The sequence below is a fragment of the Methanocaldococcus sp. genome, assembly GCF_024490875.1.
In the GTDB taxonomy this organism is placed as follows: Archaea; AGJL01; Methanococci; order Methanococcales; family Methanocaldococcaceae; genus Methanocaldococcus.
This window is the reverse complement of record NZ_JACCLX010000039.1, coordinates 23,619-43,955: the sequence shown is the minus strand read 5'-3', so window position 1 is coordinate 43,955 and position 20,337 is coordinate 23,619. Positions and strand designations below refer to the sequence as shown.

The following is a 20,337-nucleotide window of genomic DNA, read 5'->3' as shown; positions in this document are numbered from 1 at the left end:
TGTAGAAAGCTTCTTCTCCCTCCTTAAACGAAAAACTAAGTCCTTCTATAATAGATTCCCTAATAATTTCAAATTTATTACCATTATCTCCTGGCTTAATTCTTTCGCCTCCATCTATAACTACCTCTTATCCTTATCTTGACAATCTCTGATAATTTAGGAAAAGGTATATAAATATAATGTATTAATATATGAAATACCTAATTTATAAAATCTTTAAAAATAAATAATATATATCACAAGGTGTAACTTTTATATATGATTAGGAGTAAGATATTAAAATGTAAAAAAATAATGTGAAGGTGATCAAATGAAAATCTTAAAAAAATTATTATCAAAAAAAGGACAACTTTCAATGGAAGTAGGTATTTTAATTGCAGCAGCAGTTGCAGTTGCCGCTATTGCAGCATACTTCTATGTAAAGAATGTTCAAAATGCAGCAACAAGATCCGGAGCAGCGGTAAATCAAACAACTGGAGTTCTTAATCAAACAGCAGTTAATTATGCACAGAAAATACAAAATCTCTCATAAGAGAATAGATCTTTTATCTATTGGCCATTTATTTTAAATTTTTGGTGTTTTTTATGTTAATTAAAAAGCTCTTTTCAAAGAAAGGGCAACTGTCTATGGAAATTGGTATAATAATATTTGCTTCTATTATAATGGCTACTATTGTTTCTTATTATTATTTTTCAGGATATTTAGATTCAAATCCTAAAACTCCTGGAAAAACCGCAAATAAAACTATAGATGTATTAAATAATTTTTCTAAAAAATATGCTAATAGGTTAAAAAATATATAAAAATAATCTTTTTTAGACCGATTTTTATGTTATTCAATAGATAAATTCTTAAATATATTAATGTTGTATTTTAAAAATATATGGTGAATATCAATGTTAATAAGACCAAGAAGATTGAGAAAAAATCAAAAAATTAGAGATTTGGTTAGAGAAACTACTTTAACAAAGAACGATTTAATTATGCCTATTTTTGTTGATGAAAATTTAAAAGGGAATGAAAAGAGAGAAATAAATTCTATGCCTAACCAGTATAGATTTAGTGTTGAAGGGGCAATAGAAGAAGCAAAAAATATTGCAGATTTGGGAATTCCAGCAATAATATTATTTGGTATTCCAAAGTATAAAGATGAAATTGCAAGTTCTGCCTACGATAAAAATGGAGTAGTTCAGAGAACTATAAGAGGAATTAAAGAGGAGTTAGGAGATGAACTTTTAGTTATTGCTGACTGTTGTCTATGTGAATATACAAGCCATGGACACTGTGGAATTGTTAAAAATGGCAAAATATTAAATGATGCCACACTACCAATTTTAGCAAAGATAGCCCTATCTTATGCAGAATCTGGAGTTGATATTGTAGCCCCATCAGATATGATGGATGGAAGAGTTAGAGTAATAAGAGAAAGTTTAGAAAAAAATGGATATGATGATGTATTAATAATGAGTTATTCTGCAAAGTATGCCTCTTCATTTTATGGACCATTTAGAGAAGCCGCAGAAAGTGCTCCAAAGTTTGGAGATAGAAAAAGTTATCAGATGGATATTGGCAATTCAAGAGAGGCACTAAAAGAAATAGCCTTAGACATTGAAGAAGGGGCAGATATGATATTAATTAAACCAGCATTATCTTACTTAGATATTATAAGATTAGCTAAAAATAATTTTAATGTGCCTATTGGAGGATATTCCGTAAGTGGAGAGTATGCAATGGTTGAGGCGGCATCTAAAAATGGATGGTTAGATAGAGATAAGGTTATTTATGAAATACTGTTAAGTATAAAAAGATCAGGGGCTGATTTTATTATTACATACTGGGCTAAGTATGCCGCTGAAAAATTACTCTAAATAAAAGTTAAGGGAATAGTATGAAGATATTAAAAAATTTTTCAGTTCCTAACCTTTGTGACGCTGGGGCAATGCCTTTAAAAGACATTAAACCTATTTTAGAGAATCAAAAATTAATTTTTGGAGAAGTAATAACTGTAAAGATAAACTATGATGACTGGGGAACTTTAATTAAATCAATAAGTTTTGCTAAAAATAAAATTATAGTTGTTGAAGTTGTAGGAGAAAAAAAATATGAAACTGCTGTATGGGGTGGATTAGCCTCTTTAAATGCTAAAATTAAAGGAGTTAAAGGAGTAGTTATAGATGGTTGTGTTAGAGATTTAGAGGATATAAAATCATTAAAGTTCCCAGTTTTTGCAAAAAACTTTTGTCCAAATGCAGGAAAACCTTTAAATTGTGGAAAAATAAATGTTCCTATAACTTGTGGAAATGTTTTAGTTAATCCAGGAGATATTGCTGTTGGAGACTACAATGGAGTGGCAATTATAAAAAAAGAAAATCTCCAAGAAATTATTGAAAATGTTAAATATATAAAAGAAAAAGAGAAAAAGATAAAAGAAAGAATTTTAAGAGGTGATGATTTAAGAGACATTTTAAAATTAGAATAAAAATAAATTAAATAATAAATTTAATTGATATATTAAAATAATAAAATATTTAAAAGGTGATATATGTTGAAAATTCCGCGTAGTTTGAAGTTAGTTTTAGAAATACTAAATAAAGAATCAGGGACAAGATATATTGTTAGAGGACTTATAGATGGAACTTTATCAGCTCTTGGAGTGGTTATTGGAGCTAGTGGTTCCTCAGATCCGTCAGTTATTATAGCCGCAGGTCTTGGAGGAGGAGTGGCTAATGGTTTATCTAATATCTTAGGGGCATTCACAGCAGAAAAGGCATCGTTAGAGAGAGACAGAATTCAAAAGGAAAAAAACTTATTAAAGCATAGTGGATATTTAAAAAAATCTATAATTTACAAAAGGGCTATTAGAGAAACTATGATCTGTGGGCTTATTGATGGAATATCTACAACAGTAGGATCTGCACTACCAATTATTCCATTTTTTTTATTTGATATAAAAACTGCCTTATATTTAGCAGTGGCAATAACTATATGTCTATTATTTATATTGGGTGTATTTATTGGAAATATTTCCAAGGAAAATGTATTAATTTCAGGAATAAAAATGGTTATAGGGGCGATAATAGTAACATTTCTATGCTTTATGATAGAGAAAGCATTTTAATTAGGGGATACTATGAAAGCAAGAGAATTATTTGAAAAATTAAAAAAAGAACTTGATAATTTCAGTATATATGACATAATGAAAATTAAGTGTTATATTGAAAAAGATGCCAAGTATCTTCCAGATAAATATAAAAATCATTATGTTGAATCAATGATGAAATATCTAATTGAAACATTTAATGAAATTAAAAGGAAAAAAATTAACGAAATTAATGATGAAGAAATTGATGAAGAAAAATTAAATGAAATGCTTAAAAGGATTGAAAGTTTTAAAAAGTATAATACTGAGGATGAGGAAACATTTATAAATCTTTCTAAAATATTATGTCCTTATTTAACTTTCATTGCAAAAAAACCCTTACATCCTACATATTTAACATTCCCTGGAAATGTAAAAATTGTTAAAAAAGGTAATAACTATTATTGCCCTGTTAAAAATAAACAACTTAATGAGTATTCATTGTGCGAATTTTGTGTGGCAAAAAGTATTGATGAACTAAAAAATTAAATTATAATGGTGAAGAGATGAGGGTAGTAATTGTAGGAAGTGGAGCAGGAGGTTTAACAACAGCATCAACAGTTAGAAAATACGATAAAGATATTGAGATAGTTGTAGTAACCAAAGAGAAAGAGATTGCCTATTCTCCTTGTGCTATTCCTTATGTAATTGAAGGAGTTATAAAGAGTTTTGACGATATAGTTATGCACACACCAGAATATTACAAAAAGGAAAGAAACATTGAAATATTAACTGAAACCACTGTTATAGATGTAAGTTCAAAGGAAAATAAAATAATGTGCATAGATAAAGAAGGAAATAAATTTGAAATAGATTATGATTATTTAGTTTTAGCTACTGGGGCAGTTCCATTTATTCCACCAATTGAAGGGAAAGATTTAGAGGGAGTATTTAAGGTTAGAACTATTGAGGATGGAAGAAATATATTAAAATATATTGAAGAAAATAACTGTAAAAAAGTTGCTGTTGTTGGAGCAGGGGCAATAGGTTTAGAAATGGCTTATGGTTTAAAGAAAAGAGGTTTAGAAGTTTTAGTTATTGAAATGGCTCCTCAGGTTTTACCAAGATTTTTAGATCCAGACATGGCTGAAATCGTCCAAAAATATTTGGAAAAAGAAGGGATTAAAATTATATTGTCAAAACCTTTGGAAAAAATTGTAGGAAAAGATAGAGTTGAAGCAGTTTGTGTTGATAATAAATTATATAATGTTGATATGGTAGTAATGGCTACTGGTGTAAGACCAAATATAGAATTGGCAAAAAAGGCAGGATGTAAAATAGGTAAATATGCTATAGAAGTCAATGAAAAAATGCAAACATCAATTCCAAATATATATGCAGTTGGAGACTGTGTTGAAGTAACTGATTTTATAACTGGGGAGAAAACATTATCTCCATTTGGATCAACTGCTGTAAGGCAGGGAATTGTTGCTGGTAAAAACATTGCTGGAATTGAAGTAAAGTTCTATCCAGTTTTAAATTCAGCAGTTAGTAAAATTGGAGATTTAGAAATTGGTGGAACTGGATTAACAGCATTTTCTGCCAATTTAAAAAGAATTCCTATAATTATTGGTAAAGCAACAGCATTAACAAGAGCAAGATACTATCCAGGAGGGAAGAGAATAGATATTAAAATGATATTTAATGAAGATTGTAGAGTTGTTGGATGTCAAATAGTAGGAGGAGAAAGAGTATCTGAAAGAATTGACGCAATGTCAATTGCAATATTTAAAAAAGTTACATCTGAAGAACTTGCTAATATGGAATTCTGCTATGCTCCACCAGTTTCTATGGTGTATGAGCCTTTATCTTTAGCCGCAGAAGATGCATTAAATAAACTTATTAAAAAATAACATTTACTTTAAAATTTAACGAGGGTTGTGTTATGGTTATAAAAAAAATTCTAAAAAAGATTAAAGGTAATAAAGACCTTCCTACACCCGTTGAAGTTCCTGAAGAGGAAGAATATATTGTCATTGGAGAAGAAAAACCTTCTTATATATTAGAAGAAAAAGAATCTCAAGAAGAAAAAGATAAAATAAAAGAGGTTGAAGTTAAGGAAGTCGTAAAAATTGAAAAAATATATCCTAAATTGTATGTCATAAGAATTAAGCATCCCTTAGACTTTGAAAATATTAAAGATAAAATCCCTGAGTATGATGTTATAATAGTAAACTTAGAAGAGGTTCCATTTGAATCCATAATCAAAGAACTCAATGAATTTAGAGATTATATGAATGTTTTAAATTACAAATTGGGATTCATTGCTGAAAATGTATTATTGGCATATAAGGATGATGTTGTATTAGACAAATATGTCTCAGAAATTTCTGACGATGCGGAGAGTATAGAATAAACTTTTTTATTGTTTTTTTGGTGATTTAATGAGAATTGCCATAACTGGAACTCCGGGAGTTGGAAAGACAACAGTATCTAAGGTTTTAGGAGATAAGTTAGGAATAAAAGTTATAGATATAACTGAGTTTGTTAAAAAATATAAACTATATAAGGAAAAAGATATTGATATGGACTCTTATGTCATTGATTTTGAAAAATTAGAAAACTTTATTAAAAAAATTGAAGATAAAGAAAAAACTATAATTTTAGATGGTCATGTATCTCACTTATTAAATCCTGATTACACGATAGTTCTTAGATGCAATCCAGAGATTATTAAAAAAAGATTAGAAGAGAGAGGATATAAGCCAAAAAAGGTTTTGGAAAATGTTCAAGCAGAAATATTAGATGTTTGTTTATGTGAAAGTAAAGGCAAAGTTTATGAGATAGATACGACAAATAGAGATGTTGATGATATTGTCAATGAGATTATTGAAGCAATAAAACATAAAAAAGAGAGAAAGGGTATTGTAGATTGGATTAATCAATATTTTGACTATTTAACTTTAGAGATTAAATAATTTCCTAATAGTAGAGCATCAAAATCTGCCGTTAAAAAGCTTTTTATTGCATCCTTTTCGTTGCAAACTATTGGCTCTCCATGTATATTAAAAGATGTATTTAAAACTACTGGAACTTCAGTTATGTCATATATATATTTTATTAAATTATAATATGTCTCATTTGATTCTTTTTTTAATGTTTGTGGTCTTGTAGTTTTATCTACATGAACTACTCCTTCAATTTCTTTTATTTTATCTTCTTTAACTTTAAATATTTGCGTCATAAATGGAGAGTATCTTGGATTTATTAAATAATCCTCTATATACTCATAAAGTATTGTAGGAGCAAATGGCATAAACCAGTCTCTTTTTAATTTTTTGTTTATTTTTTCTTTATTTTCCTTTGTAGGTAAAGATATAATACTCCTATTTCCCAAAGCCCTTGGGCCAAATTCCATTTTACCTCTTGCTATGCATACAATATTATTTTCAACTATTAAATTACCAACAACTTCTGGAATGTCCTTTTCTTCAATAAAATCTATTTTGTAATTTTTAAGTTTGTTTTTTATATCTTCCAATATTTTTTCAATATTCTCGTTTTTAATTTGATATCCAAAGTATGTATTTATTAAATTAATTCTGTCTATTCTTTTATCTGATAAACTTGCTCCTAAACAAAGCCCTTCATCACCCATAAAAGGAGGGACAAATAGATTATACTTTTCAGCAATTTTTGAGTTTAACTTAACATTCTGAGCCACACCTCCAACAAACACAACATTATCTATATCAAATTCATAAGTTAAACTATTTACAGCCTTTAAAACAATATCTTCCAAAGTTTTTTGAGCAAATTTTGATATTTTTACTTTATCTTCAAAAGATAATTTATCTTTGTTATTTAGATAAGGAATCATAAGTTTTTTTAATGCTTTGGTGGCTTCATATCCAACAACTCCTAAATAGTTTTTAAATGATTTTATTTCCTCAATATAATCAATAACTTTTAAATTTATATTATCTTCACATTCAAAAGATGATAATGACATAACCTTACCTTCATCTTTCATTGGTTTAAAACATAGTAGTTCAGTTATTGATGCGTAAAAATCTCCAACTGAATCTATTAAATCACTTTGAGCAATAATTTCTAAATCATTTTTATTTGCAATAGACGCCAAAAAAGAGAGTCCATCCCCTCCCCCATCAATTGAAATAACTAAGGATTCTTTAAAATTTGATAATTTATATAGATATGAATGTGCCATATGATGATAAATGTATAAAAATTTTTTCTTTATTTTATTTTGAAAATTTTTTAATTTCTTTATTCTTTCTCCTCTCCTAAAAACTCCCCCAACAGAAACATATTCAATATTTTCAGTATCAACATTGCTTAAAATATAATTTATAGAGTTTTCTGGGAAACCCCTTTGATTTTTTTTTCTTGTAAATCTTTCTTCACTAATTGCATATAAAATATTATTTTTATCAATTAATGAGGCACTTGCGTTATGTCCATCACATAACCCTAAAATCATATAAACACCAAAAATTATAGTTCTCCAATAGCCTTTAACTTTCTTTCAATTGTATTTTCTTTATCTTTTCTTTCGTCAATTTTTAAACTACTTACAACTCTATCCACATCATTTAAAACAGTTGAATGTGCTTCTTTAAATACTTTTAAAATTTCATCTAAATCTCCTTCTAACACTGTGCCCATTGCGTTTGTCTCAACTTTTAAGTTGTATTTTTTAAAAATGTCAATAGCCTTTTTAACATACTTTGAAACACTTGCACCTTTTCCTAATGGGATTATTGAAACTTCTGCCACAACTTTTCTCACGATTATCACCTAATAAAAACAAAAATAGATATAAAATTTTAAAAATAGTATAAAAAATAAAAAAATTATAGAATTTATTCAAATTCTTTTAATGCTTCTTTTAAGATTTCTTTAACTTTTTCTAATTTCTTAGCCAACTCTTCATTCTCTTTTTTAAGTTTTTCAATTTCTTCTTCTAATTTCTTAATATTTGCCAATTTTTCTTCTATATCTTCTTTTCTTACGACTGCCTCTAAGAATTTCTCAACTTCTTCAATGTTCAATTCTCCTCTCTTTAACATCTCATAGGTTTCTCTTACTAATTTACCTGCCTTAGTTTCTCCTTTTAAGTGTTTTCTAATTGTTTGTTCAGTTCTTCCCAACTCATCAGCAATTTCCCTTATTGTGTAACCTGCCTTTTCTCTTGCTAAGGCCCCAGCGGCAATTGCTAATGAATCAACCCATGTAACTTTTTCAACAGGATCTTTTATTAACTCTAAAATTTCTGGTCTAAAAAGAGTTCCTAAAATTAAAACATGCTCTAATTTGTCTATTTCTGTTCTTGACGTTGGCACCAATGGAATCATATTTTATCCCCCACTTTAATTTTTATTGTCTACATATAATATATACCGTTAAAGTTCTATATAAAATTTTTGATTAAAATAAGAATAATTGAATATAAAACTTATCTAAGTTTTAAAACCTTGTCAGCATATACAATAATTCCATTATCAGTTATATCAAATGGATGTCTCTTTAATGAATGGCTTGTTCCTCTCATTTTCCATACAATTAGACTTCTTTTAAGTTCTCCGTTAATTTCATCTAAATCTAATCTTATAATTCCATCAACTGCATGTTCTACTCCTGGTCCTCCAAAACCTCTCTCTCCAACTGATATTTGAGAAGTAAATATTGCAGTGCAACCTAATCCAGCAATAACTCTCTTTAATAAAAATACGGTTTTCCTTGCCATCATTGGCTTAGTTAAGTATAATGTAGTAACTGAATCTATTCCAATTCTCTTAGCCCCAATATCATTTATTGCCGTTTTTAAAACATCTACCAATTCTCTCTCATCGTTAGGGTCATTTACAACATACTTCTCTCTCTTTGCGGCACTACCAATTCCATAAGTAAATGCATCTATTATAGCAAATTTCCCTTCTTCTTCTAACTTTCTAACATCCCATCCAAACTGCTTCATATTTTCTCTAATTTGGACAGGATGTTCCTCTAATGCTACTAAAACTCCTGGTTCGTTGTAATCTACTACTCCCTTGTATAAAAATTGTTGGCAGAATATTGACTTTCCAGTTCCTGGACCTCCTGATAATAATACAACATTCCTCTCTGGTATTCCTCCATGTAAAATTTCATCCATTCCAGGAATTCCTGTTTTTACTCTTCTCATTTTCTCACCTTATCTGTATTTGACTTATTTACAATATTATAATTTTATTTTAATATATATTTATAATTATTTATTTTTCTTTTTTCTTTAAAAATCCATAGTTATTCCCTGCAGGATGTTTAACTAATATTATGTTTCCAATGGCTGTGATTAAGTTAAATGGTAAAACGACTTTCTTTGAAGGATCAGTAACATAATCTTTTAAGCATCCATTTTGGATATCAGATACTATTAAACCACTAATTGCCCCTTTATTTAAATCAATCATTACATCATAAACTTTTCCTACATATACCGCAGATGTAGTATAAATTGGTCTATCTAATAAATCACTAACTCTAATTGCCATAGTTTCACCTTAATAATTAGAGAATTTTTTATTTAATGTTTATTTATTAATATTTATTTATAATTTTTTGTGTGATAGTTATGGAAGGTTTTAAAATTGCAATGAAAGTTATTGAAGAGATTGATAAAAAGATAAAGCCATTAATTGGTTGGGAAAAGGCTGAGGAAATTGTAAAAATAGGAGCAGATGGAACTCCAACTAAGAGAATAGATCTTATTGCAGAAAATATTGCCATAAGTATATTAGAAAAGTATGGAGGAGGCATTTTAATAAGTGAGGAAATTGGTTTAAAAGTTATTGGCAACGATTTAGAGCATATATTTATTTTAGATCCAATAGATGGAACATACAACGCTCTGAAATCTATTCCTATTTATTCAACATCTATTGCCATTGCAAAAATTAGAAGTGAAGATAAAAAATCAATTAGGGAGAATATTAACGATTTAAAATGGATTAAAAAGTTCATAGCAAACAACTATAGTATAAACGACTTATATATCGGAATTGTAAAAAATTTAGCTACTAGGGAAATATATTATGGAATTAAAGGATATGGTAGTTACTTAGAGAAGGACAATGAAAAAATAAGAATTAAAACCAAAAATATAAAAAATTTACGTGAAGCATCTATTGGACTATTTGTTTATGGATTATCTAATGACCTTTTAGAATTTTTAAAAGAGAAAAAAGTTAGGAGAATTAGATTATTTGGCTCAACTGCCTTAGAAATGTGTTATGTTGTTAGTGGTTCATTAGATGCCTATATAAATGTTAATGAAAACTCTCGACTATGTGATATTGCTGGGGCATATGTTATTTGTAAGGAGGGTAATGCTGTAATAACTAACAAAAATGGGAAAGAGTTAAATATAAGGTTAGATTTAATGGAAAAAACTTCTTTAATTGTTAGTAATAAATATTTACATAAAAAGTTAATATCTCTTTTTGGAAATAAGTGGATTATAAAGCCAATAAGTTTTGGGATAGTAGTTAGAGAAGATAAAAAAGAGGCAATTGAATTGGCTATAAAAGTTTGTGAGTATTTAAAAAATAAAAATATACCTTACTGCGTTGAGCCATTTTTGAAAGATATAGTTGGAGGAGAACCTTTTAATATTCAAAAAATGTCGCACATCATAGCAATAGGGGGAGATGGAACTATATTGAGAGCATCGAGATTAGTTAATGGTGAAGTAGTTCCAATAATTGCAGTAAATATGGGAAAAGTTGGATTTTTATCTGAATTTAGTAAAGATGAAATTTTTAAAGTAATTGATAAAGTAATTTCTGGGGATTATGATATAGAAAAAAGAAGTAAATTAAAATGTGAAATTATAAAAGATAATAAAGTTATAGAAACTCCATCTGCCTTAAATGAAATGGTTGTTATTACTAAAAATCCAGCAAAAATTTTAGAGTTTGAAGTATATATAAATGATAAACTCATAGAAAATGTTAGGGCAGATGGAATTATTATCTCAACACCAACTGGATCAACTGCCTATTCATTAAGTGCTGGTGGTCCCATAGTATCTCCAAATGTAGATTGCTTTATAATAACCCCAATATGCCCCTATAAACTATCTTCTCGACCTCTGGTAGTTCCAAGTTCAGATAAAATTAAATTAAAACTTAAATTAGATAAACCCGCTCTATTGGTAATAGATGGTAGTGTTGAATATGAAATAAATAGAGATGATGAATTAATATTTAAAAAATCAGATAGTTACGCATACTTTGTAAAGGGACAGAGTTTTTATGATAAATTAAATAGATGCTTTAAAGTAAAATAGAAATTATTTTTTAATTAATTCATTAACCTTTTCTTTAATATTTTTACTTTCCATTATAGAAGAGCCAATTAGTGCAGAATCTACAAATTTTAATATATAGTTTAAATCTTCCTTATTATAAATTCCACTCTCTCCAACTTTTATTTTATTGTTTGGAATTAATGGGGCTAATTTTTCAATTGTTTTTAAATCTATTTTCAATGTTTTTAAATCTCTATTGTTTATCCCTATTATTTTAGCCCCTGCATCTAAGGCTATATCTATTTCTTCCTCATTATGAGTCTCAACTAAACACTCTAAGTCATTCTCCTTAGCATAATCTAAAAATTCTCCAATGTCTTCTCCTAAAACAGAAACTATCAACAAAATAGCATTAGATCCAATTTCACTGGCAATGTCTATCTGATAAAAATCAACGATAAAATCTTTCATCAATATAGAAATATCAAATTTTCTCGCGACTATTAAATTATAATAACTTCCATTAAAGTATTTTGGTTCAGTTAAAATAGATATTCCACAACAACCTCCTTCAATCATTTCTTTTGCAATATTCTCAACATCTTCAAGATCTATCTTTTTTATATTTCCCTTTGATGGAGATGCTGGCTTAATCTCAGTTATTATAGGATTTTTTATCTCTTTTGTCTTTTTTATACTCTTAGATAATTTTAACTTTTTCTTTTTTTCAACATCTATATCTCTATTTTCAATAAAACTTCTTAAATCTTGAATTATATTTTTCCTTTTTTCTAATTCAATCATTTTTTTTCTATCATATACTATTTTTTTTAATATGTTCATAATTATCCCTTTGGATGGATAAAAAGTTAATTCTTTTTTTCTTCTTTAATATATTTTTCCAAGATTTTATTTTTTTTAGGTTCTTCTTTTTGTTTTTCTATAACAACATTTTTTGGAGTTATTAATAAATGCTCATCTCCTAAAATAATTACATTGCCTCCATTTTTTAAAACTTCATCTCTAATTTTTTTAATAATTTCAATAAATTCATCATCAATTTCTTTTTCTAAGTTTGGAGTTTTTGCAATTACTATATATCCTGCCTCAGCCAGAACTATGGCTGTTACAGCATCTTTCTCGTCTTCGATACTACATACTTTAATAACTATTTTTTCATCTTCTACTGAGGTTATTGGAAGTTCTTCAATATCTTGTAAATAATCGTCTATAGAAACTGGTGTGGGAGGATTAAGATTTTCATTATTTTTTCCTTTAAATAGTTTTTTTAATTTTTCCAGCATTAAATCACCTTTTTAAATATCTAATAATTATATCTAACAATTCTGGAATTCCTTCAAAAGTTTTTGCAGATACAAATATTGGTGTATTTTTTAATCTATTTTCTACATATTTTTTTAATATTTCTTTATCAACATTGGTTAATAAATCACATTTGTTAACTACAACTATAATAGGTTTTTGGTATCTAAACTTTAACATATGATGGAGTTTTTCAAAACTTCTTAATAATCCTATACTACCATCAATTACATGAATGACCATATCGGAATCGTTTATTTCTTTAAAAGTTTTTTCTAATATTTTTGGAGTCATAATTGGAGATTGTTTATCTGATGTAGTATATAAACCTCCTAAATCAACAAAAACTATATTTATAAACTCTGGATTTTCTTTACTTCTACCTATCTTTAACTTTCCCCAGTATCTTTTTATTGGCATTTTTGTAGTTCCACCAACTTCAGAAACTAATGAAACATACCTACCAAATAAAGCGTTCATTATAGAAGATTTTCCAGAGTTTTCAGGTCCTAATAGTACTATTTTGAAATTTCTATCTTCCATAATATCACAAAAAGATTTTAAATTTACTTATATTATAGTTTTCTTCATTTCAATATCTTCGCATAATTTAGGAGCTAAGTCGTGATGTTCAGCCAAACCTAACGCTGCCACAGCTCCAATAATTCCTCCTTCACCAGTAACTGGAATTATTTTTATATTGTTTCTTAAGGCGATAGATTTTGCTTCTTCTAATGTAACCATTTTCTTTTTTGCCTTCATAGTAAATAATTTCATACTTTTTGATGGAAATAGTCCATAATATACAGCCATTGCAGTATTATCTGATAAACTTCTCTCTTTTAACAATTTTTTAACAAATTTATCAATTTTATATTTGTATTCTAGATAAACAGCAAAACTTAAAGCAATTGAAACGCAATTTTGAGTTTTGTTAGGATTTCCCGGATATAGTTGGACAATTGTATGGTCTAAGTAATAACCTAACTTATGTTTCTCTACTTCTAAACCAATTTCGTGAGCCAAAACCCAAGTGGCTCCTTTCTCTTTTGTGTCTGTATCATCTATACCAATAATAACCTTCTCCATTTTTGGAGTTACCACTTCAGCCCTTCCTATTTTTGAACCACCACCCTTCTCTAAGATATTTACTTCAATGACATTTTCAGCCCCTTTTCTTAATTCAGTCCCTACTCCTCCTCCAGCTAATCCAGCATAGACGATATGAACTTTATCATTTTCAATATAAACTTCCTCAATTCCAGCGGCAGATAATGAAGGAACTAAATTTAATTTTTCTTTACCAATTTTAGTTACAAAATGATGTTTATTTCCATTTCTCCACGCTGATAAAATTAATGGAGAAGTTCTCTTATATTGATATATAACCCACTCACTGCCATTAGGACAAGGATGTTCCTCAACTATTTCAACAAAATTTAGAGCATCATCAACCATAGCTATAACTTTTTTATAATGAATATCATTATGATGCATAAAATCACCTAAATATTTATTTATCTCTAATAATAAATCTTGATATTGCCCTAATTATGTCTCCATCTGAAATTATTCCAACTAACTTGTTATTATCATCAACGACTGGAAGTTGATTAATAATTTCTGTCTTTCCAGTAATATCCATTTTTTTAATAGCCTCTAATATACTTGCATTTTTATCTATGGTAACCACATCTTTAGTCATTACATCCTCAATTTTAGTTTCTAATGTGTATCTATCCCTTATTAAATTGTATCCAATGTCAGTTGTTGTAACGATTCCTATAACTTTATTTTCGTCATTAACTACAGGCAAGGAGCTAATTTTATATTTTAACATTTTTTCAAATGCCTCTATAACACCTTCATCTTTTTTTGCTGTTATAACATTTTTTGTCATTATATCCTTTACTTTTATATCTTTTAGGGCATAAACCATTTATAACACCTATTGAAATTTTATTGGATTAATTTTTAGTATCTATTATTATATAATAAATAATATTGAAAATAAGATGCCTAAAGGCATCCCATTTCCTTATTGTTTATATATGCGAAAGTCTTTAATATATTGTGTTTAGGTCTAATAAGAATATTGAAGTTTTTCTATAATTTATCTAATAGCTATATTAAATGATTTTAATAATAATATGCATTATGTGGTAATATGAACTTATTTAAATACATTAGAAAAGATAAAAAAACCTTATTATTGCTTTTTAGTGGCATAGTTACATTTATATTTATATTTATTCCATTTCTCAGATTTGAAATGGTAGGAGTTCCGCACAAAATAAATGCATATCCAAGTATTTCCGCATTATGTGGTCTTGTGTTAGGTCCTATATATGGAGCTCTTGCGATAGGAGTTTCTACATTAATTTACTTTTTTATAAAACCAAAAGCGTTTTATTTTGGATTATATTCAATAATGCCTCCAGTACTAGCAACAATATCAGCAGGAGCACTATCAGAAGGTAAATGGAAGTATTCTATATTAATATTTATTGTGGGGTTATTAATATTTTATTCAACAAATGTTGGTAGAGTTGCATTTTATCATCCTATTTTAACAATTTTTGCTTTACTTCTTGTTGTTATTTGTAGAGATAAAATAAGCAAATTATTATTCAACAAAGATTTTAAAAAAACCCTAATTGGAGCTTTAATATTATCATTTACATCAGTTATGGTTGATCATCTTTATGGTTCTATTTTGGGAATACTGTATTTACATCTAAATGCAGAGGATTACATTATATCTATTCCCGAATATATAAAAGAAAGAATAGTTATGACAATCGTGGGAGCTATATTTGTAATTCTTGTATTAGAAATTAGTAAATGTTTCTTAAAAAATGCTACGAAATTAAAAGAAGAATTATTAAGAAAATACATTGATGAAGAAGTAAAATTAGGTCGTAAATTTAATGTAGATGAGAAATTACTAAAAAAGTATAATTTAAAAATACCCTCTGAAGAAGAGCAAAAAGAAATTTTAATGAATATTGTAGATATTATGGTATTAAAAAATAACAAAAAAACTAAAAAAGGTTAATTATAACAATGTACTTTCTTTTATTTTTTCAAGAACCTTAGGAATGTTTCTTTTCTTTGCTTCTTTTAGTTTTTCCAATACATTAACGATTTTATTAATTTCAGAGTTGAATTTTTTATCTGAATGTTTTAAATAGACAATTTCTTTTTTTGCGTAGGATTGTTCTACTACAGAACTTTTGTGAATGATAGAGATACACTCCAAACCTAATATTTTCTTAACATCGTTAACAACTGTTTCTGGCAACTCATCAGCTTTGTTTATTATAAATCCTACTGGCTCACTTTCTAAATAATTTTTTCCAATTACTATGGTATTAATAGCCCCCTGCAAACTTGGACCAAATGCAGTATAATCCAAAATTGGAACAAAGTAGTTAGAAAACCCTAACGCTAAGTATGTTTCAATACCACTTGATGTTGTTGGGGCATCTATAAATATATAGTCGTAATCTTTTAACTCATCAAATTTTTTTAGCACATCTATGTCAAATTTTAAGTAATCAGTAAGTGACTTACCAATTGACAATAATTCAAGATTTTCAATTAATGTTTTAACTATGGCATCTTTTATTGAACCTCCACTTTCTATTACATCCAACAAAAATACGTCTGATTTTATATTTAAAAGATGAGATAAGGATTTTGATCCTATATCTCCATCAATAAGCAAAACTTTCTTATTTTTTATTGCCAATGCTGCTGCAACATTTGCTGTAATGATTGTTTTTCCTACACCACCCTTTGCAACAGAAAATGTAACTATTTTCATACATTATTCACCCATTATCTTTCTTTATCTCCAAGCATTCCAATTATAATTTTTGGGATTTTTGCTTCTTCCCACTTGGCTTCCCATTTTAAAATATTCTCAATAATTTCTAAAGATTCTTCTCCTTTTTTAGTCAGATAATATTTATTTCCGATTTTTTGTATTAAATTTTCGTTCTCTAATTCACTTAATCTTTCAGCAAGAGTTCTTGTACTAACACTACAGCCATCCCTATCCATAGCTTCCTTTATGTTAGTAAAAGAATTAACCCCATCTTTAATTTTATATAATATTTCTATTGTTCCCTTTTTACCAAGAACTTGAAATATTGGCATAGTATCACACTTATACTAAATTATAAAACTAAATTATAAACAAAATTATAGCGCTATATAAAATTAAATGTTGAAATTATATTAAAACTTTAAGTAAATATAACTTAATTAAAAATCTAAAATTAAAAATCTAAACTAAATATTTTTACATTCAAATTTAAAGATAAATATTTTTTAAATTTATTTAATCCATAAACTTCTGTTGAATAATGTGTAGCATCAACAACAACTAAACCAAGATCCTCAGCCAAAATTTTTGAGTGGTGAGTTAAATCTCCTGAAAGATATACATCTGCCTTTTCAGAAACATATTTTATAGAGGATTGAGATAAACCATATCCTGATAAAACTGCTAATTTAAAGTTATCTCCTACTTCTTTACTCTTAACAACAATAGGATTTTTGTAGATATATTTTTTAGTTATATCCAAAAATTCTTCAAATGTTCCTCTAAATAGTCCAACTCTCCCAAGTCCATTATCATATAAAGGCTCAACATTCTCCAAATTATAAACTTCAGCTAAAGCATCATTTAACCCATTTTTGCAGATATCTAAGTTTGTATGGGCAGAGTATAAAATAATGTCATTTTCCATTAATATTTTTAGTTTTTTATAAATAATGCCTGTAAAATTTTTTATTGGGTCTTTTAATAATGGATGATGTGTAAATAAAAAATCTACTTTCTCTTTTTCGGCTTTTTTAATAACTGACAGTGAAGGATCTAAGGCAATGCCCATTTTTTCTATATCTTTGTCTAAGTTGTCTCCAACTTGTAATCCTACATTGTCTCCTTCAATTGCCAACTCCTTTGGTGCAAAACTTTCAATAAATTCTATAATTTCCTTGGCTTTCATAACCTTACCTCCAAAATATTTTTAAATTTAATATAACAATTTCTTTATTAAAAATATTTTCTCTAAAAATCAAAATTGGGATTTAAATGAAATATCTAATATTGAAAGTAACGAATAGATGTAATTTAAAATGTATTTACTGCTATGCTAACAATAAAAATAATAAAGATATGGATTTTAAAACAGCCAAAAACGCTATAAACTATTTAACAAATTTAGATAATAAGATAAAAATACAATTTACTGGCGGAGAGCCCCTATTAAATTTTAATTTAATTGAAAAAGTTGTTGAATATTGTAATAACAAATACAATGACTTTAAAATTGAATATGCAATTCAAACCAATGGAAGTTTAATTACTGAAAAAATGGCAGAAAAAATCAAGGAACTTAATATAAAAGTTGGAGTTAGTATTGATGGATTGGAGATAAATGATATTTTGAGACCTTATAAAGATGGAAAATCATCAACCTTAGACACATTGAGAGGAATGTATATTTTAAAATCTTATAATGTTCCTTTTGGAATAACAACAGTTGTTACAAATAAAAATCTACCATATTTAGAGGATTTTGTTAAATACCTAATTGCTTTTGGCGTAAAAAGTATAAGTTTTGACTTATTAAAAGTAACAAAAAAAGAAGATTTAAAGTTAATGCCAAATTTTGAGGAATTTAACAACTTACTAAATAAATTAAAAAGTTATCCAATCTATATAAAAAATTTACAAAAAAGAGATAAAAATAAATATTGCTATTTAAACTCTGGAGATTTGCTATTTGTTAATGAATATGGAGATGTTTATTTATGCCCTGCATTGGAAGGGTTTAAATGCTTAGGAAATATAAATAAAGATAATATAGAATTACCTAAGGTAAAAAGTAATCAATGTTTTGCAAGAGAATTTTTAATGAAACTATTTGGTGAAAATTATGGAAGAAGATGAATTTATAAAAATCTTATCAAATGAATTATTGAAAGGTAGTAAAATGCTATCAAAACATTGTCAAAAATGTGGTTATCCTCTATTTGAAAAGAATGGGAAAATATACTGCCCTGTATGTGAAAGGATTAAAGAGGAAGAGATAAAAACTAAGGATAAAGAAAAAGAATTAACTACTCAAAAAGATAAAGAGGATAAAAAAGTAGAAGTAAATATTGAAGAAATAATAAAAGAAAAAATAAATTACTTGGGAGAGAAATTAAAAAATGAAAATGAAATTAATAGAATTAAAGAAATCGCAGAAACTTTATATATTTTGATTAAAATCCTTAAGAAAATTAAATAACCATTTGGTGGGAATGTGATTTTAAAACTTAATGGATATGGATACAGTTCAAATTCTTACTTAATAAAAACTAAAAATAAAAATATTCTTATAGATCCAGGAATCGAAGAAAATTTTAGCATATTAATGGATGAATTGAAAAGATATGGCATAAAAGATATTGACTTAATTATAAATACTCACTGTCATTATGACCATACATCTGCAAATTACTTAGTTGAGGAATATTTTAACTGCCCAACAGTTATAGAGGATAAAGAAGTTAAACATTTAAAAAGTGGAGATAAAGTTACAGTTTCATCTTTATTTGAAAGAGACCTTAAACCTCCAAAGGAGATAATTCCACTATCAGAAATTGAGGAAGAATTAAAAAAATATGATTTAGAAGTTATAAGAACACCGGGACATACCTATGGCTCAATTTCAATAATATACAAAGATAGTTTAATAACTGGAGATACTATTTTTTCTTATGGCGTAGGAAGATGGGATTTACCTACTGGAAATATTATAGAGTTGAGAGATTCTATAAATAAGTTGGAAAGAATAGCGTATGAGAGAAATATAGATAAGATATATCCTGGACATGGAGATGTAGGAGATAGAATGGCTTTTAGTTATGCTAAGTTATTTTTGTAGAGGGAGATAATAATGAAAGTTATAATTCCAATATCTCCAATAAACTCTTTAAAAACCAGACTATCAGAATTTTTAAATGACGAAGAGAGAAAAAACTTATTATTTAATATGCTTAAAGACATTAAAAAAGCCTTAGAAGGTTTAGATATAGTGGTTGTTAGTAAAGATAAGGAAGTACTAAATTTTGCTAAAAATGAGTTAAACGCCCAAATTATAAAAGAAAAATATAATGGATTAAATAACGCTATAAAGCAGGCATTTAAAGAAATAGACGATGAGGAAATTATTATTATTCCCGCAGATGTTCCTTTAATTAATAAAAAGCATATTGAAGATATATTAAATCTATCTAAACATTATGACTTAATTATTGCCCCATCAAGAGGAGGAGGAACTAATTTATTATATTTAAAATCGAAGAATTTGATTGAAATAAAATATGAGGGTTTTAGCTTTTTAAAACACTTAGAAGAGGCAAAAAAGAGAAATTTAAAATATTATATTTATGACTCTTTTTTAATTTCAGTTGATATTAATACTCCAGAAGATTTGGGGGAGATATTTATACACGGAGATTCCTCTTTTACAAAAAAATATTTAGAGAGTTTAGGGATTACTGTGGAGCCAAAGCATTCATCTGCTGGTAGATTTATAATAAGGAGGGAGTAAA

At 27.4% G+C, this 20,337-nt stretch carries 28 protein-coding genes and 1 pseudogene; 16 read left to right on the top strand and 13 right to left on the bottom strand.

The window, feature by feature from the left end; translation table 11 throughout:
• From HZY31_RS06935 to HZY31_RS06890, 10 genes and pseudogenes are all read left to right on the top strand, one after another.
• Positions 1-142, top strand: a pseudogene (locus HZY31_RS06935) (IS6 family transposase); the annotation flags it as partial.
• 168 nt (positions 143-310) lie between these two features.
• Positions 311-532: a class III signal peptide-containing protein gene (locus HZY31_RS06930; RefSeq protein WP_297318681.1), complete on the top strand. Its 222-nt coding sequence runs from the start codon at positions 311-313 to the stop codon at positions 530-532.
• A 53-nt stretch (positions 533-585) separates the two neighbouring features.
• Positions 586-804 carry a class III signal peptide-containing protein gene (locus HZY31_RS06925; RefSeq protein WP_297318680.1) on the top strand — a complete coding sequence of 73 codons (219 nt, stop codon included), beginning with the start codon at positions 586-588 and terminating at the stop codon, positions 802-804.
• Positions 805-897: 93 nt separating this feature from the next.
• Positions 898-1,869 carry a porphobilinogen synthase gene (hemB, locus tag HZY31_RS06920; RefSeq protein WP_297318679.1) on the top strand — a complete coding sequence of 324 codons (972 nt, stop codon included), beginning with the start codon at positions 898-900 and terminating at the stop codon, positions 1,867-1,869.
• A 20-nt stretch (positions 1,870-1,889) separates the two neighbouring features.
• Positions 1,890-2,480: an RraA family protein gene (locus tag HZY31_RS06915; RefSeq protein ID WP_297318678.1), complete on the top strand. Its 591-nt coding sequence runs from the start codon at positions 1,890-1,892 to the stop codon at positions 2,478-2,480.
• 63 nt (positions 2,481-2,543) lie between these two features.
• Positions 2,544-3,119, top strand: a complete 576-nt coding sequence (locus tag HZY31_RS06910) for a TIGR00267 family protein (protein ID WP_297318677.1) — start codon at positions 2,544-2,546, stop codon at positions 3,117-3,119.
• A 12-nt stretch (positions 3,120-3,131) separates the two neighbouring features.
• A complete protein-coding gene (locus HZY31_RS06905) occupies positions 3,132-3,629 on the top strand; it encodes a DUF2115 domain-containing protein (protein WP_297318676.1) in 498 nt (165 codons plus the stop codon).
• A gap of 17 nt (positions 3,630-3,646) precedes the next feature.
• A complete protein-coding gene (locus HZY31_RS06900; RefSeq protein ID WP_297318675.1) occupies positions 3,647-4,993 on the top strand; it encodes an FAD-dependent oxidoreductase in 1,347 nt (448 codons plus the stop codon).
• A gap of 32 nt (positions 4,994-5,025) precedes the next feature.
• Positions 5,026-5,496 carry a hypothetical protein gene (locus tag HZY31_RS06895; protein ID WP_297318674.1) on the top strand — a complete coding sequence of 157 codons (471 nt, stop codon included), beginning with the start codon at positions 5,026-5,028 and terminating at the stop codon, positions 5,494-5,496.
• 28 nt (positions 5,497-5,524) lie between these two features.
• Positions 5,525-6,058, top strand: coding sequence for an adenylate kinase family protein (locus tag HZY31_RS06890; protein WP_214399987.1), 534 nt, complete (start codon positions 5,525-5,527; stop codon positions 6,056-6,058).
• Here HZY31_RS06890 and HZY31_RS06885 read toward each other — a convergent pair.
• From HZY31_RS06885 to HZY31_RS06865, 5 genes are all read right to left on the bottom strand, one after another.
• Entirely contained in the window at positions 6,034-7,584 is a 1,551-nt protein-coding gene (locus tag HZY31_RS06885; protein ID WP_297318673.1) for a carbamoyltransferase C-terminal domain-containing protein, read from the bottom strand. The genes HZY31_RS06890 and HZY31_RS06885 overlap by 25 nt on opposite strands.
• 14 nt (positions 7,585-7,598) lie before the next feature.
• On the bottom strand, positions 7,599-7,892 hold the full coding sequence (locus tag HZY31_RS06880) for an MTH1187 family thiamine-binding protein (protein WP_297318672.1): 294 nt from the start codon (positions 7,890-7,892) through the stop codon (positions 7,599-7,601).
• 74 nt (positions 7,893-7,966) lie between these two features.
• Entirely contained in the window at positions 7,967-8,458 is a 492-nt protein-coding gene (locus HZY31_RS06875) for a transcriptional regulator (RefSeq protein ID WP_297318671.1), read from the bottom strand.
• A gap of 101 nt (positions 8,459-8,559) precedes the next feature.
• Entirely contained in the window at positions 8,560-9,288 is a 729-nt protein-coding gene (locus HZY31_RS06870; protein WP_297318670.1) for a KaiC domain-containing protein, read from the bottom strand.
• Positions 9,289-9,358: 70 nt separating this feature from the next.
• On the bottom strand, positions 9,359-9,637 hold the full coding sequence (locus tag HZY31_RS06865; RefSeq protein ID WP_297318669.1) for a PRC-barrel domain-containing protein: 279 nt from the start codon (positions 9,635-9,637) through the stop codon (positions 9,359-9,361).
• Between the two features lie 80 nt (positions 9,638-9,717).
• Between HZY31_RS06865 and HZY31_RS06860 the strand changes: the two genes are divergently transcribed.
• The gene (locus tag HZY31_RS06860; RefSeq protein WP_297318668.1) at positions 9,718-11,433 is read left to right on the top strand and encodes a bifunctional NADP phosphatase/NAD kinase; all 1,716 of its coding nucleotides are present in this window, start codon (positions 9,718-9,720) and stop codon (positions 11,431-11,433) included.
• 3 nt (positions 11,434-11,436) lie between these two features.
• Here the strand turns inward: HZY31_RS06860 and HZY31_RS06855 are convergent, their stop codons facing one another.
• From HZY31_RS06855 to HZY31_RS06835, 5 genes are read right to left on the bottom strand one after another with little or no spacing between them, the layout of a single operon-like run.
• Complete coding sequence (locus tag HZY31_RS06855; RefSeq protein ID WP_297318667.1) at positions 11,437-12,237, bottom strand: indole-3-glycerol-phosphate synthase; 801 nt, start codon at positions 12,235-12,237, stop codon at positions 11,437-11,439.
• Between the two features lie 26 nt (positions 12,238-12,263).
• Complete coding sequence (sepF, locus tag HZY31_RS06850; RefSeq protein ID WP_297318666.1) at positions 12,264-12,698, bottom strand: cell division protein SepF; 435 nt, start codon at positions 12,696-12,698, stop codon at positions 12,264-12,266.
• 4 nt (positions 12,699-12,702) lie between these two features.
• Positions 12,703-13,260: an Era-like GTP-binding protein gene (locus HZY31_RS06845; protein WP_297318665.1), complete on the bottom strand. Its 558-nt coding sequence runs from the start codon at positions 13,258-13,260 to the stop codon at positions 12,703-12,705.
• Between the two features lie 27 nt (positions 13,261-13,287).
• A complete protein-coding gene (mmp11, locus tag HZY31_RS06840) occupies positions 13,288-14,214 on the bottom strand; it encodes a methanogenesis marker protein 11 (RefSeq protein ID WP_297318664.1) in 927 nt (308 codons plus the stop codon).
• 16 nt (positions 14,215-14,230) lie between these two features.
• On the bottom strand, positions 14,231-14,656 hold the full coding sequence (locus HZY31_RS06835; protein WP_297318663.1) for a CBS domain-containing protein: 426 nt from the start codon (positions 14,654-14,656) through the stop codon (positions 14,231-14,233).
• Positions 14,657-14,884: 228 nt separating this feature from the next.
• On the opposite strand from HZY31_RS06835, the gene HZY31_RS06830 reads away from it, so the two are divergent.
• On the top strand, positions 14,885-15,775 hold the full coding sequence (locus HZY31_RS06830) for a hypothetical protein (protein ID WP_297318662.1): 891 nt from the start codon (positions 14,885-14,887) through the stop codon (positions 15,773-15,775).
• Here the strand turns inward: HZY31_RS06830 and HZY31_RS06825 are convergent, their stop codons facing one another.
• The 3 genes from HZY31_RS06825 to HZY31_RS06815 form a co-directional block, all read right to left on the bottom strand.
• Complete coding sequence (locus tag HZY31_RS06825) at positions 15,776-16,546, bottom strand: ParA family protein (protein WP_297318661.1); 771 nt, start codon at positions 16,544-16,546, stop codon at positions 15,776-15,778.
• 14 nt (positions 16,547-16,560) lie between these two features.
• On the bottom strand, positions 16,561-16,881 hold the full coding sequence (locus HZY31_RS06820; protein ID WP_297318660.1) for a winged helix-turn-helix transcriptional regulator: 321 nt from the start codon (positions 16,879-16,881) through the stop codon (positions 16,561-16,563).
• A 122-nt stretch (positions 16,882-17,003) separates the two neighbouring features.
• Positions 17,004-17,738 carry a Nif3-like dinuclear metal center hexameric protein gene (locus tag HZY31_RS06815; protein WP_297318659.1) on the bottom strand — a complete coding sequence of 245 codons (735 nt, stop codon included), beginning with the start codon at positions 17,736-17,738 and terminating at the stop codon, positions 17,004-17,006.
• A gap of 86 nt (positions 17,739-17,824) precedes the next feature.
• Here HZY31_RS06815 and HZY31_RS06810 point away from each other — a divergent pair, with 86 nt between their 5' ends.
• Genes HZY31_RS06810 through cofC form a run of 4 tightly spaced genes read left to right on the top strand, consistent with a single transcriptional unit; the run spans position 17,825 to position 20,336 of the window.
• Positions 17,825-18,685 (top strand): radical SAM protein, encoded by an 861-nt coding sequence (locus tag HZY31_RS06810; protein ID WP_297318658.1) that lies wholly within the window; start codon positions 17,825-17,827, stop codon positions 18,683-18,685.
• Entirely contained in the window at positions 18,672-19,028 is a 357-nt protein-coding gene (locus HZY31_RS06805; RefSeq protein WP_297318657.1) for an Sjogren's syndrome/scleroderma autoantigen 1 family protein, read from the top strand. Before HZY31_RS06810 ends, HZY31_RS06805 begins: the two co-directional genes overlap by 14 nt.
• 15 nt (positions 19,029-19,043) lie before the next feature.
• Positions 19,044-19,667: an MBL fold metallo-hydrolase gene (locus HZY31_RS06800; RefSeq protein ID WP_297318656.1), complete on the top strand. Its 624-nt coding sequence runs from the start codon at positions 19,044-19,046 to the stop codon at positions 19,665-19,667.
• Positions 19,668-19,679: 12 nt separating this feature from the next.
• A complete protein-coding gene (gene cofC / locus HZY31_RS06795) occupies positions 19,680-20,336 on the top strand; it encodes a 2-phospho-L-lactate guanylyltransferase (protein ID WP_297318655.1) in 657 nt (218 codons plus the stop codon).
• The last annotated feature ends 1 nt before the right edge of the window (position 20,337 follow it).

What these genes read in the sequence shown, in the direction of transcription:
- HZY31_RS06930 (WP_297318681.1), top strand. Translation starts at nt 311, where the DNA reads ATGAAAATCTTAAAAAAATTATTATCAAAAAAAGGACAACTTTCAATG.
- HZY31_RS06925 (WP_297318680.1), top strand. Translation starts at nt 586, where the DNA reads ATGTTAATTAAAAAGCTCTTTTCAAAGAAAGGGCAACTGTCTATGGAA.
- hemB (WP_297318679.1), top strand. Translation starts at nt 898, where the DNA reads ATGTTAATAAGACCAAGAAGATTGAGAAAAAATCAAAAAATTAGAGAT.
- HZY31_RS06915 (WP_297318678.1), top strand. Translation starts at nt 1,890, where the DNA reads ATGAAGATATTAAAAAATTTTTCAGTTCCTAACCTTTGTGACGCTGGG.
- HZY31_RS06910 (WP_297318677.1), top strand. Translation starts at nt 2,544, where the DNA reads ATGTTGAAAATTCCGCGTAGTTTGAAGTTAGTTTTAGAAATACTAAAT.
- HZY31_RS06905 (WP_297318676.1), top strand. Translation starts at nt 3,132, where the DNA reads ATGAAAGCAAGAGAATTATTTGAAAAATTAAAAAAAGAACTTGATAAT.
- HZY31_RS06900 (WP_297318675.1), top strand. Translation starts at nt 3,647, where the DNA reads ATGAGGGTAGTAATTGTAGGAAGTGGAGCAGGAGGTTTAACAACAGCA.
- HZY31_RS06895 (WP_297318674.1), top strand. Translation starts at nt 5,026, where the DNA reads ATGGTTATAAAAAAAATTCTAAAAAAGATTAAAGGTAATAAAGACCTT.
- HZY31_RS06890 (WP_214399987.1), top strand. Translation starts at nt 5,525, where the DNA reads ATGAGAATTGCCATAACTGGAACTCCGGGAGTTGGAAAGACAACAGTA.
- HZY31_RS06885 (WP_297318673.1), bottom strand. Translation starts at nt 7,584, where the DNA reads ATGATTTTAGGGTTATGTGATGGACATAACGCAAGTGCCTCATTAATT.
- HZY31_RS06875 (WP_297318671.1), bottom strand. Translation starts at nt 8,458, where the DNA reads ATGATTCCATTGGTGCCAACGTCAAGAACAGAAATAGACAAATTAGAG.
- HZY31_RS06870 (WP_297318670.1), bottom strand. Translation starts at nt 9,288, where the DNA reads ATGAGAAGAGTAAAAACAGGAATTCCTGGAATGGATGAAATTTTACAT.
- HZY31_RS06865 (WP_297318669.1), bottom strand. Translation starts at nt 9,637, where the DNA reads ATGGCAATTAGAGTTAGTGATTTATTAGATAGACCAATTTATACTACA.
- HZY31_RS06860 (WP_297318668.1), top strand. Translation starts at nt 9,718, where the DNA reads ATGGAAGGTTTTAAAATTGCAATGAAAGTTATTGAAGAGATTGATAAA.
- HZY31_RS06855 (WP_297318667.1), bottom strand. Translation starts at nt 12,237, where the DNA reads ATGAACATATTAAAAAAAATAGTATATGATAGAAAAAAAATGATTGAA.
- sepF (WP_297318666.1), bottom strand. Translation starts at nt 12,698, where the DNA reads ATGCTGGAAAAATTAAAAAAACTATTTAAAGGAAAAAATAATGAAAAT.
- HZY31_RS06845 (WP_297318665.1), bottom strand. Translation starts at nt 13,260, where the DNA reads ATGGAAGATAGAAATTTCAAAATAGTACTATTAGGACCTGAAAACTCT.
- mmp11 (WP_297318664.1), bottom strand. Translation starts at nt 14,214, where the DNA reads ATGCATCATAATGATATTCATTATAAAAAAGTTATAGCTATGGTTGAT.
- HZY31_RS06835 (WP_297318663.1), bottom strand. Translation starts at nt 14,656, where the DNA reads ATGGTTTATGCCCTAAAAGATATAAAAGTAAAGGATATAATGACAAAA.
- HZY31_RS06830 (WP_297318662.1), top strand. Translation starts at nt 14,885, where the DNA reads ATGAACTTATTTAAATACATTAGAAAAGATAAAAAAACCTTATTATTG.
- HZY31_RS06825 (WP_297318661.1), bottom strand. Translation starts at nt 16,546, where the DNA reads ATGAAAATAGTTACATTTTCTGTTGCAAAGGGTGGTGTAGGAAAAACA.
- HZY31_RS06820 (WP_297318660.1), bottom strand. Translation starts at nt 16,881, where the DNA reads ATGCCAATATTTCAAGTTCTTGGTAAAAAGGGAACAATAGAAATATTA.
- HZY31_RS06815 (WP_297318659.1), bottom strand. Translation starts at nt 17,738, where the DNA reads ATGAAAGCCAAGGAAATTATAGAATTTATTGAAAGTTTTGCACCAAAG.
- HZY31_RS06810 (WP_297318658.1), top strand. Translation starts at nt 17,825, where the DNA reads ATGAAATATCTAATATTGAAAGTAACGAATAGATGTAATTTAAAATGT.
- HZY31_RS06805 (WP_297318657.1), top strand. Translation starts at nt 18,672, where the DNA reads ATGGAAGAAGATGAATTTATAAAAATCTTATCAAATGAATTATTGAAA.
- cofC (WP_297318655.1), top strand. Translation starts at nt 19,680, where the DNA reads ATGAAAGTTATAATTCCAATATCTCCAATAAACTCTTTAAAAACCAGA.